The organism is Flavobacterium sp. T12S277 (assembly GCF_048514875.1).
GTDB lineage: Bacteria > Bacteroidota > Bacteroidia > Flavobacteriales > Flavobacteriaceae > Flavobacterium.
Genome location: NZ_JBLYEG010000025.1, coordinates 1 through 12200 on the forward strand (window position 1 = coordinate 1; position 12200 = coordinate 12200).

General features: G+C 30.6%; 11 protein-coding genes. 8 read left to right on the plus strand and 3 right to left on the minus strand.

What is annotated here, in order from left to right:
* Nucleotides 1-678 precede the first annotated feature (678 nt).
* Entirely contained in the window at nucleotides 679-1785 is a 1107-nt protein-coding gene (locus ACN1CN_RS21695; protein ID WP_419137613.1) for an FAD-binding protein, read from the plus strand.
* Between the two features lie 1095 nt (nucleotides 1786-2880).
* On the opposite strand, the gene ACN1CN_RS21700 is transcribed toward ACN1CN_RS21695, so the two are convergent.
* Together ACN1CN_RS21700 and ACN1CN_RS21705 are read right to left on the minus strand one after the other, a co-directional pair.
* Nucleotides 2881-3402, minus strand: a complete 522-nt coding sequence (locus ACN1CN_RS21700) for an ankyrin repeat domain-containing protein (RefSeq protein WP_419137615.1) — start codon at nucleotides 3400-3402, stop codon at nucleotides 2881-2883.
* A 13-nt stretch (nucleotides 3403-3415) separates the two neighbouring features.
* Nucleotides 3416-4939, minus strand: coding sequence for a catalase (locus ACN1CN_RS21705; RefSeq protein WP_419137617.1), 1524 nt, complete (start codon nucleotides 4937-4939; stop codon nucleotides 3416-3418).
* 92 nt (nucleotides 4940-5031) lie between these two features.
* Between ACN1CN_RS21705 and ACN1CN_RS21710 the strand changes: the two genes are divergently transcribed.
* Entirely contained in the window at nucleotides 5032-5970 is a 939-nt protein-coding gene (locus ACN1CN_RS21710; RefSeq protein WP_419137619.1) for a LysR substrate-binding domain-containing protein, read from the plus strand.
* 62 nt (nucleotides 5971-6032) lie between these two features.
* Here ACN1CN_RS21710 and ACN1CN_RS21715 read toward each other — a convergent pair whose 3' ends face one another.
* A complete protein-coding gene (locus ACN1CN_RS21715) occupies nucleotides 6033-6383 on the minus strand; it encodes a hypothetical protein (protein ID WP_419137621.1) in 351 nt (116 codons plus the stop codon).
* A 2289-nt stretch (nucleotides 6384-8672) separates the two neighbouring features.
* Between ACN1CN_RS21715 and ACN1CN_RS21720 the strand changes: the two genes are divergently transcribed.
* The 6 genes from ACN1CN_RS21720 (at nucleotide 8673) to ACN1CN_RS21745 (ending at nucleotide 11542) form a co-directional block, all read left to right on the plus strand.
* Nucleotides 8673-9287 (plus strand): hypothetical protein, encoded by a 615-nt coding sequence (locus ACN1CN_RS21720; protein WP_419137623.1) that lies wholly within the window; start codon nucleotides 8673-8675, stop codon nucleotides 9285-9287.
* A gap of 802 nt (nucleotides 9288-10089) precedes the next feature.
* The gene (locus ACN1CN_RS21725; protein ID WP_419137624.1) at nucleotides 10090-10485 is read left to right on the plus strand and encodes a Mu transposase domain-containing protein; all 396 of its coding nucleotides are present in this window, start codon (nucleotides 10090-10092) and stop codon (nucleotides 10483-10485) included.
* 33 nt (nucleotides 10486-10518) lie between these two features.
* A complete protein-coding gene (locus ACN1CN_RS21730; RefSeq protein ID WP_419137626.1) occupies nucleotides 10519-10716 on the plus strand; it encodes a hypothetical protein in 198 nt (65 codons plus the stop codon).
* Between the two features lie 26 nt (nucleotides 10717-10742).
* A complete protein-coding gene (locus tag ACN1CN_RS21735; protein WP_419137628.1) occupies nucleotides 10743-10868 on the plus strand; it encodes a hypothetical protein in 126 nt (41 codons plus the stop codon).
* A 3-nt stretch (nucleotides 10869-10871) separates the two neighbouring features.
* A complete protein-coding gene (locus tag ACN1CN_RS21740) occupies nucleotides 10872-11168 on the plus strand; it encodes an ATP-binding protein (protein ID WP_419137657.1) in 297 nt (98 codons plus the stop codon).
* A gap of 26 nt (nucleotides 11169-11194) precedes the next feature.
* Complete coding sequence (locus tag ACN1CN_RS21745) at nucleotides 11195-11542, plus strand: ATP-binding protein (RefSeq protein ID WP_419137659.1); 348 nt, start codon at nucleotides 11195-11197, stop codon at nucleotides 11540-11542.
* Nucleotides 11543-12200: the final 658 nt, after the last annotated feature.

The window sequence follows — 12200 nt, forward strand, 5'->3', positions numbered from 1 at the left end:
TTAATCGTTAATTAACCACAAAACCTGGTGGTCAATTTGCTCCGGAATCAGGTGGTCAGTTTGCTCCGGAACGGGTGGTCAATTTACTCCGGAATTAGGTGGTCAAATTGACCGGTTTTTCCACATTTGATGATTTAGAATATAAGAAATATTAATTAATAGTGAAATTAATTATCGATATAAGAAGGAATAATTTTGATCGAAAGTTTCAAAATAATTTATAAACAGGTTTCTTTAGTACTACCTAAAGAAAAAGGAAATCACAGAAAAAACAATGAGTATTTTTTTTTAATTTTTATCATGTTTGTTGATACCAGTCTAAAAAACTAAAATTACATCCCCTCCCTATCCTCTTAGTATTCCTAAAAAAAGACAACCTTTGGGCAAGATTTACAGCTTTGGATGAACTATCTTTTTAATTGGTATATTCGTTACACAGAAAAACATTTAGTTTTATGACTTCCCAAACTTATTAACAATAAAATGTATTATACAACGATTCAATAATCAACAGATATTAAGCAATGAAAAGAAAAACACCTATTTTATTTACTCATAGCTGGACTAATTATTTTCATTTTAATTCCTACTTTTCATTTAGTAAAAACCTATTTAAACGAGGAGAATATTAAAATTCAAATTCCGAATAATTATACAAATGACGCAAGTAAACTCAGTTTGACAAAAATTGACTCGATAATTAATGTTCCCAATTCTAAAAATAAAATAATAATTCAACTAAAGAAAATTCTTGATTATTCTAAGACTAACAAAATTTCAATTTCTATAGCTGGTGCAAGACACAGCATGGGTGGACATACCATGTATCCAAACGGAATTATTTTAAATATGAGGCCTTATAAAGAAATGACAATTGATACAATTAATAATATTCTAACAATTGGTTCAGGGGCTCTATGGGAAGATGCTATAAATTACTTAGATAAATTTCATAAATCAATAGCTGTAATGCAAGCATTCAGTTCATTTTCAATTGGAGGCTCAATAAGTGTAAATGGGCATGGTTGGCAAAAAGACTCTCCTCCAATTTCTTCAAGCATTATTTCCTTTACTCTAATGAACTACAAAGGAGAAATATTAAATTGTAGTCGCACTGAAAATAAAGAATTATTCAGTTTAGTTATTGGAGGTTATGGACTTTTTGGAATTATTCTTGATGTAAAACTTGAAGTGGTTGATAACGAAACATTACAGTTTAAATACATTAGATTAACTCCAGAAAATTACGTAGAGTATTACCAAAAATTGATTTCAGACAATCCTAAAGTCAAATTAGTATTTGGAAGATTACGAATATCTAATAAGCACTTTCTAGAAGAAGTAACACTTAATTATTTTGAAAAAATTAAGAAAAAACCAAAAAAAATACCTCCGCACAATAAAAAAAATGAAAGCTCCAAACGATTGGTTTTTAGAAGTACAGCCAATAGTGAATATGGAAAACGATTGCGATGGGATTTAGAAAATGGTATGAACAAAATATTGATAAATGAAACTTTTACAAGAAATAATTTATTAAATGATAACGTTTCATTAATTGAAAACAAAGACAAAACCTCAACCGATATTTTACAGGAATATTTTATACCAGAGCGACATTTTAAACAATACATAGATAAACTTAAAGACGTTTTGCCAAATAAGCATATTGATCTGCTAAATATAACTATAAGGAGTGTTTATAAAGACAACGATAGTTATTTAAACTTTGCAAAGGAAAAGGTATTTGGATTCGTGTTTTTGTTCAATCAAAAAAAAAAATAGCAAGCACGAAAAAGAGATGAAACTTTTAACCAAGCAATTAGTAGATATCGCAATCGAATTTGAGGGAACTTATTATTTACCGTACCGACTTCACGTTGACAAGAAAACATTTAGAAGAGTTTATCCGCAAGGCGGTAAATTTTTCAGATTAAAACTTAAATATGATCCAAATGAAATATTTAAGAATAAATTTTATGAACACTACAAATAAAAAGATTATCTAAGATAATTTTCCACCAGACTAACGAGCACAAAAACTTTTCTCCTATAGATTAAAGGTGTAATAGATTAAATAAATTGGAGAATGCATATGATAATAAAGCTTATTTCTATTGACCAATTGAAGACAAAAGAGCAGTGCTCAATCTTTTCAATTGTAGCAATTGGTAATAATTGTTAGCTAAGAATGTATTGATAAAAGCACTTCTAATTAGTAAATACTTTTTCTAGAACTCGATAATATTTTTGACTATATATCACAATCCTAATAAACATAATTTTAACACACCATTTCTTATATGACTTTTTCATACCCGTCATGATACAAAATTTCTCTTACCAGAGGCTTTTAAAATTTTAAATAATGTCAAAATTATCTGGTTCAAATTCTTTATCAGCAGGGTCACGATATAGACAAACGCCTGCAAAGTACCGATTCTACAGCTTTTTTTTACAAATCTACATATCGCAATTACAATAAATTAAGAGATTAATAATCAATAACACATAGATTGAAATTCTACTTCTACTTTGTATTAGATTAGATACCATATACTATCCTTAGTATGTATTTTAAAACACGTACCCCTAGGGAGAGAAACTGATAATATTGTGGAATATTAATATAAATTCCAACTATACGCCGGAAAGTAGTTTAATCGAATTCTTTATTCGGTCTCAATATTCCCCTTATCATCTGAAAAAATATCCTTAAAAATCTATTTAATCAATTGTTTACATTCATTCCCTATAGAGAGGCAGTCTTAAAAGCCGTTACCCTTTTCACAATCAAATGTTTAAAAAACCATATTGATATTCGAATAAAAAAAGGCTGTCCGTACTTTTAGACAGCCTCTTTAAATCGAAGTTTTTACTTTATTCTAATAATCTCATAATCGTTTTATTTTCCTGAATCAAAGCATAGTCAAAGGCAGTCTTATTAAAATTATCCCTTAAACTTTTATCAGCTCCTTTCTCACACAAAATCTTTACAATATTTTCTGCTCCAAAAGTTGCTGCAAAAATCAATGCCGTGGCACCGTTAAAATTACGTTGATTAATATTAGCATTATAATCCAGTAATAATTGTACAATCCTGTCAAGTTTTTTAAAACTTGCCCCCATAAGAGCAGTATTCCCCATTTTATCACAGATTTCCGGATTTGCTTTATGTTTTAGCAACAATAAAGTGGCTTCATAATTGTCATTATAACATGCTATTACAAGAGCAGTACTGCCTCGTTGATCTACAGTATCTATCTGTTTGATTTCAACTAAAATTTTATTTAACTCTTCGATATTGTTGGTGCGCGCAGCAGAAAAAATACTTTCTTGGGCTACCGCCAGATGTGAAATCACTAGAAATAGTATTGATAGTAAAAAATTGCTATTAATCATAGGCTTGCATAAGTTATTGTCTTGGAGAAAACATATTTTCAACTTCCTCTCTTGTAATTGATAATTCTTTTGCAAGACGCTTTCCATAATCATTGTCAGCCATATAGAAATAACCAACCATTTTCCGAACGACATCCCTACTTATTACGCTCTTCAGGTCAGCACTCAGATTGAGAATTAAATTTTGCTTTTCTTTTTCACTCAACGTGCGATAAAATTCACCTGCTTGCTTGAAATCATTTGGTTTACTTATTTTCTGCTGTGCTGTGACTGTATTAACAAAAGCAGTTTTAGAATATGTATAATCAGTATTATCTCTGAAACCATTTAACGAGGCGCTCGGTTGGTAATTTATATCTCCATTGGTTTTTCGAGTTGCAAAAGCTCCATCTTGATTATTTGTTGTAACAATGGCTTTAGGCATATTAACCGGCAATTGTTGAAAATTAGCTCCAATTCTGTAACGCTGCGTATCAAAATAAGAAAATAAACGTCCTTGAAGTAACTTATCTTCCGATGGCTCTATGCCAGGAACAAGTGTGCCTGGAGAAAATGCGGACTGTTCAACTTCTTGGAAAAAATTATCTGGTATTTTGTTTAAGGTCATCTTTCCAACCAATTGCAATGGAATACTATCTTCTGGCCATATCTTAGTTGGATCCAAAGGGTTTATATCCAGTTTTTCAAAATCGGAAGCTTTCAGGATTTGAACATAAAGTTTCCATTGAGGAAAGTTCCCCTTTCTGATATTATCATACAAGTCAACAGTAGCATGTTGAAAATCTTTTCCCTGTAATTCACTTGCTTCAACAGCTGTTAAATTTCTAACTCCCTGGAGAGATTTCCATGTATACTTTACATAAACAACATCACCTAAGTTATTTACCCATTTATAGGCATGTACTCCTGAACCATCCATCTCTCTATAACTTGCAGGAATACCATAGTCAGAATAAACACGCGTGAGCATATGGGTACCCTCGGGAATGTTACTAAAAAAGTCAAATACCCTGTTTGGATCTTGTTTATTGCTTACCGGTGAAGGTTTAAAAGCATGCACCATATCTGGAAATTTCATTGCGTCACGTAAGAAAAATACAGGCAGATTGTTTCCAACAAGATCATAATTTCCTTGATCGGTGTAAAATTTTACGGCAAATCCCCTTGGATCTCGTAATGTTTCTGGAGAGCCGTTACCATGGACTACGGTTGAGAATCGTACAAAAACAGGGGTTACCTTTCCTTTCTCAAACAGAGATGCTTTCGTGAATTTTGTAAAACTTTCCGTAGATACAAATTCACCGTAGACCCCAGTACCTCGAGCATGAACAACTCTTTCGGGGATACGCTCCCGATCAAATGCCGCTAACTTTTCAATAAGATGTATATCTTCAAGAAGTACCTGCCCATCCTGACCTATAGTCTTCGAGTTTTGGTTATCTCCAATAGGGGCTCCCGTATTGGTTGTGATTTGCTTTTGTTGCGCTGCTGCTGTCATAGTAATCAGCAATATGGCCATAATGTTTTTAAATCTCATAATGTATTTTTTTTATGAAAGCAAATGTATATTCGTGGTTTCACAGATGCAAACTGATATTAACTAACACGATATAGATAAAAACTAACACCATGAACATACAACAACTCGAATATATAATTGCAGTAGATAAATACCGCCATTTTTTAAAAGCTTCTCAAGCGTGTTATATTACCCAGGCTACATTGAGTGGCATGATAAAGAAACTGGAAGAGGAATTAAATGTTGTTTTATTTGATAGAAGTAAACACCCGGTGGTTCCAACTGATGTTGGAAAAAAAATAGTGGCCCAGGCAAAGATTGCTCTTAGGGAAACCAACAGGATCAAAGAAATAGTAACGGAAGACAGCGGTGATATAAAGGGTGTTATCAAAATAGGAATTATTCCATCATTGGCACCTTATCTTCTGCCACTTTTTATAGCTGATTTTACAAATACTTATAAAGATATTAAAGTCATCATAAATGAAATGACTACCGAGAAAATAAAACAAAAATTAAAAGAAGGGTTTATTGATGTAGCAATATTGGCACTCCCAATGAAGGATAAGGAACTCATTGAAGATACCCTTTTTTTTGAAGAATTCTTTCATTATGGCGAACTAAATGCAAATTCCTGTAAGAAAAAATTTATACTACCCAAGGATATTAATCTTAATAAGCTTTTGCTTTTGGAGGAGGGACACTGTTTAAGAGATCAAATTCTTAATCTGTGCGAATTAAGGGTTAAAGATTCTAAAGATTTAAGAATCGAATATCAGTCAGGCAGTATCGAAACCTTAAAACTGATGGTTGACCTGAATTTGGGTTCAACAATATTACCGGAGCTCTCACTTCTAACACTTGATGCCAAGCAAAAAGAGAAATTAAATAGCTTTTCGGCTCCCTCTCCTGTGAGGGAAATAGGTCTGGTTTGTTACAGTAATTATGTAAAAAAGAATTTAATAAAGGCTTTAAAAAAATGTATTCTTGATGCTATTCCCGATAAAGTTCTGACTAAGAAAGATATCTGCATAGTACCGATAAAATAACACCTTTTTTTTAAATTATTTGCTTTCCAATATTCTCACAATGATATATGCTCTTGTTATTTTTATTTCCCAGAATTATACACAAACCAACAATTAGAAAATGACTTCAATTCTATTTCATTTTTAAGTCCTAAAAAATCCTTAGTAAAATATTTTTGAATAAAATATCTAGTTTCTTCCCAATTATCAGTCTTAATGGTTAGTTGTTTATTTTGATTCTCCCCATAAATGAAAAACAAGTCTAAATTTTTATGAATTTTAAGTACATATTCTTCCTCAGTGTGTCCGATCCAAAAAGCACTATGCTCTCCATCTTTTTTAATTGTTTGCTCAATTGCAATATTAATATCCTGAATTGTAGCATTGTCAATAGAATCATTCCAACTTTTTTCTATCCAAAATTCTGTTTTCATAAGTATATCAATTAAAAGTTTGGTTCTGCCGCACCTATTTTATTAAAACATCATTAATTCCTTATTTGTTTCTTCAAAGCATATACACAAGCTCAGTTCCACTAAGAGTTCTCTTTACTGATTCAAATATCTTAACCCAATCCATATAATAAGACTAGAATCCTGTTCAGATATTTTATTAAGCTTATAAATTGTCGGAGTGCTATTTTAGAAAATGAACTATTGTATTAAACTTTAATCGCTCTAATATCTAAGTCATTCTTGTCAATATTTATTAATCTGGAGTTACAATTTTTTTTGATCACCTAGATTAAAAATGACTAAGCACAGCTCCTTTCTCTTCTTGTAGTTAATAGAAATCAGTCGCATTACCAAATTTATCAATTGCTCTTTACAGATAAAACCACTGTCCATTAATCTTAATACTAAGTCTCGTTCATCCTTTAATGGCTTCCGGCTCTTAATTCACGTTTCTTGATCTGCTTTTCCAATAATGATGCAAACTTCCATACCCAAAGTTGAATTATAGCATGGACAAACTTAACTTAATGCATTTTCATTATCTCTTCACCATCCAGATAACTTAACATAAACCTAAGTTTGAAATATACTGCCTACAGAATCATAGAATATGGATAACAAGAAACTTTTGTATTTATAAGTTTTAAAAACTAAAAAAAAAGCAAAATTAAAACTTAACTTTATATGCGATAGGACCTTATCATTTCCATATAAACAATGAATAATAATTATATATTTTTGGTTAAACCTAAAGTGAGACTATTTGATTATACCAGTAAAATAATTATCGCTAATACTTTTTTTTTAAATCTCTTTGTAAATTTTTTGGTTGTATTTTAAGTGAAGCAGCATCCTAATATTATACCTATCATATATAGCTCTCCAAATTTAAATAAAAATAAAAAACATAGAACTAATTCGAAAATGACGTAGTATTACATCTACTAAAACAAGTATAATCCAATATGTTTTTACACAAAAGTTACTTATGATAGCAAAGTTATCTTTCTTGCTTAGCTTTGTTGTAGTTGATTCAATCTTTTTAGTTTTACATTAGGTGGTATTGCCATGAAATGTTGAGAATATATGCGATAAAAACATTAAGCTAAAGAATTTAATGGAAACTTAATATACGTTTTTGAAAACAAACCTCTTTTTAACAGTTTAAGTAAATCCCTATAGAAATAGAAAAAATTTTCAATAAAAAATAAATCCATAATAAAACTACTATTAGGGATTCTTTACAAAAAAAAGAAATTACAATAAGTCTTCCTACTCAATGACGGAATCGAGTATTGAGAATACTAGAAAAAGTATTCACTAAATTACTCATACTGTAGTTGCATTTATCTATATTATTTCAGAAAACGGTCCCTTCCATTATAAAATTTATAGAATAGTTTTATTTCTATCCTAAAATTAGAGATGTACCAATGCTATCATCTACTACCAAGTACCTTGAATTCTACAGCGTAAACTCCTTTGTTTTTTTTCAGAATAATTCCAGATTAGGCCAACTAATAAAACAATGAAAGAATAATATTCTAAACAAGAATTTTTTATGATTTTTTTAACTCTATATTATTTAAACCCCTATTTACTAGTGTAGCTAGTAATACACATAAATCTACATTACAACAGAACTAGTTCTACGTTTTTTATTTTTATTTACCCCCAGATGGCTATACTTTTAATAACGTAAAATAAATCGTTTTTTCCCTAAAATACAACTAAAACTATATTACAAAATTTACAAACACAAGCCAAGAGAGATTTCTAAAAAAACATTTGAAGAAAACTCTTGGATTAAAAAACACCGATAAAGCCTTTGAATGCTGACAAAACCATAAGCGAAGCATCTTTCTTTTGTCTAGTTTTGAAGCCCTATTGTCTTATCATTTTTATGATGAGATTTTAGAGCTGTGGTAAATACTATACAAAAAAAACATGTCGGACAGCTTTAACAACATTGATTTTAATAATCTAAGCCAATACAAAATTAAATATCCCAATGTATCCTATATCTTTGGGATTAACCCCTCAACCTTCAATGAATAAGAATTTAGACAACTGTTAAAATTATAGTAATTATCGTATCCGTGCAATGCAGATACTTAACACGAAGAATTCATTGTACAGCCCCGGTAGCTCATTATCAGCGGAACAAGATAAAATACAAAAAAAATATTGATAAAAACTAATATAAATTTATTTAACAAAATACTAAAGGAGTAACAAAACGTATTTCCAAAAACTAAATCTTCCCTAATGAAAACTAATTACTTTATTGTTCTTTTATTTATCGCGTCGGTTAAAAGTTTTGCACAAAGTGATCCAAAAACTATCTATCAAAAAAATAGGTATGAGCTAGCTATTTCTTATTATAAAAAAGCCGATTATGAAAATGCACTTGCTTTATTTTCTATTGCTTCTAAAATGAAATCGGAAAATGAAATCGGAATAGAGTCAGTCAAAAGAATAGACACTTTGAGGAAAATTCTAAGAAAAAGAATCATGGATAAAGTTGTTGGAACCTGGAAATTAGTTGGAGACAAACCGTTGTGGTCCGTAAATACCAATGGTAATAAGCTTTTTTTAAACAGATTGGTTGAAATTAATTACGAGCAAATTTCCTTTTATGAATTAGATACTCAGACAAAAGAAAAGAAACTTCTTAAAACCGAAAAATTATCCTATTATAATAAAGATCCGTCAGATGATTTATTTTCTGCTATTATTTTTTCTGATGGTACAATTTGGGAGTGTTTATTAAATGAGGATGAAAATGTTTTACACGTAATCAATATTGCAAAAAAAACAGAAAATGGAGTTGAAAAAATAACAAACGACAATTTGGAAAGATTTTTAAGTAAAATAAATTAATAAAAAAAGACTCTTCTCTATTTTACATTAAACTGGTTACAGCTATCATTTAAAAAAAACAAAAAGTTAATATATTTCTATTATGATCTGATACTCATAAATACTTTTGAAAAACCTGTAGTTTAACTTTAATTACTTTAAGAGTTCTTAACAGGTGCAATCCATGTGAAAATACTATCCCATCAAAATACAGTTCTATTTTGGGAGGAGATCGCAAAGAGATGATCCAATGAATTTTATTTAGTTTTATAGGATGATTTCTAACAAGATGTCTTTTTTAAATTTTCCGAGAGTTATTCTCTTAATTTTTCAAAAAACTGAGAGATAAATTCCTAAAGAATAACTTCTGCTTTAAATATGACAAAAGGAGCCATTATCTAAATTATTATATAATTTGCGTAGTTATTTATTTGTTAAAAAAATAACTGAATAGTCATTTCCTTAGAAAATACTATTCAGTTATTTATAAGCGAGTTGTACAACTTATTTTTTTAATTAACTAAGATGCTATAATTTAAAATTTGTAATTAAGTCCTAGGTTGATAAATCCCCTATTTCCAAATCCAGCTTCTGTAAATGCACCGAATTTTTTACCTACACGAATCCCGACAGGATTAACCTGGAAAGCGAAATTAACACTATTATCTTGATAAGGGACTTTAGTATTTCCTGTTTGTGTGTAGCGATTCAGAATGACTCCAGGAATAAAGAATTCTATAGTATTGTAGAATTAAATTTGGCCATACGAGAGCTTCTTGTGATTTATAATCAAAGCCCTTTTCAAAAGAAACCATACAGTCGCATGGAGCTTTTTCTAGAAATAGAGAAGGAGGCCTTGAAATCTTTATCTGTTGAGAAATATGAACTTGGAGACTATAAAATCGCCACAGTACAAACGAATTGCCATGTTTATTATTCATCCGACAAGAACTATTACAGTATTCCCAATGCTTATTTGGGTAAAAAAGTAAAATTAGTCCTTACCCAAAGTACAGTAAAAATCTATCATAACCAAACCAGAATTGCGCTTCATCCAAGGAGTCGAAAAGCCTACCACTATGTAACGGTAAAAGAACACGTGCCTGTGAATCATACTTACAACGCAGACTCGAGTCCGAAATATTTTATCAATTGGGCAGAAAAGACAGGAGCATCAGTGAAGGAATATATCGAGAAAATATTAAATCAGAAACAGTAGCCTGAACAAGGCTATAAGAGCTGTGTCGGAATATTGAACCTTGCTGCCAAAACAGGAAAAGACCGTCTTAATAGTGCCTGTAAACCCGCACTGAGTTATGACGCCATAGGTTATAATTCAATCAAAAACATCTTGGAAAAAGGCCTTGATAAAGAAGAAACACAACCCGATTTATTCAATGTCTCGGTATCGAATCACGATAACATCAGAGGATCTAAATATTACGCTTAACTCTTAAATTAAACACAATCATAAATATGAACACACATGCTACTATCGAAAAGATGTATCAAATGCGCCTTGGTGGAATGAAAAGAGCTTACGAATCCTCATTCGAGACCAGAAATCAGGATACCTTTATTAATGACGAATTTGTTGCCTGACTGATTGAATCTGAACATAACCACAGAAACAATACCCGTACCGAGAGGTTACTTAAAAATGCCCGATTCCATTATCAGGCATCAATCGAAGAGATGAGTTATACCCAAGACCAGAATCTAGATCGGAATCTTCTCACTCGACTATCGGATTGCTCCTTTATTGACAGAAATGAAAACATAATCATCACGGGTTGCACTGAAACAGGGAAGAGTTTTTTGGCAACAGCTCTGGGACACCAAAGCTGTATTAAAGGACACAGAGTCCTTTATTATAATTTAGGAAACTCTTCCAGAAATTAACTATAGCTAAAGCTGATGGTTCCTATATCAAGGAACTTAACAAAATAGAAAGTCATGATTTGCTCATTATTGATGACTTCGGTTTGCAACCTATCAACAATGAAAAACAAATGATATTAATGGATTTAATAGAGGACAGAAATCAAAAAAGAGCAACCATTTTCTGCTCACAGATACCAGTCAAAAACTGGTTTGATCTAATTGAAGAAAAAACAATCGCCGATGCAATTTTGGATCGGATTATTCACTCGGCAACCCGCTTTGAACTCAAGGGAGAATCCATGAGAAAAAAAATGAAAAGCAATAAAAAATTTTCTCTAATTTTAACCCAAGAAAGCATCATCAAAACACTGTCCACTTTACTCCGGAATTAGGTGTTCACTTTCAGCAGAAAAATCACAAGACATATAAGTCCAAAATAAAACATTGTTTACTTAACCAAATGACGTTTGGTATGCTGATAGAATTATCATAAAAACATTGGTTAGCAAAAAACATTATATTCCTTGTTTTAATGGATCACTTTTCCAAAAAACATCTTTAGAGATAGAACATAAAACAGGTCAAATCCAAAAGCAATGAAAGCTGTTTTTTCCTAAATGTCTATTAAAATATCTAATTTCTAATATTATAAAATTTGTTAGCGATGGAGGTTTTCAAAACATAAATCCAACTATTAAACATTTTTTTAATAGTTCGTTCACAATCTTCTTTGTTAGGTAATTTTCCCGAAGAAACTTTTTCCGGAAGACTATCAACTGCGAGCAATTATAAAACTCATTTTAAAAAAGCAAAAAACATAGCTAATAATAAAATAAATCAAAAGTCTTTAACTGCTTAAATCAAAAAACTTTCATTCTATTAAATCGCTCTAAATGACTTTTCGTAAAAGAAAATTTAAAATCGTTCTTAACTTATGAGTAATCAAAAGAGTTCTTTATAAAGAACCCTTTTCTTTTGTGAAAGTATTATGTAAAAGCATTGTTAGCCTTACTCTTGTCCTATTTTAGACAACTTTAAATTTACTTTTTT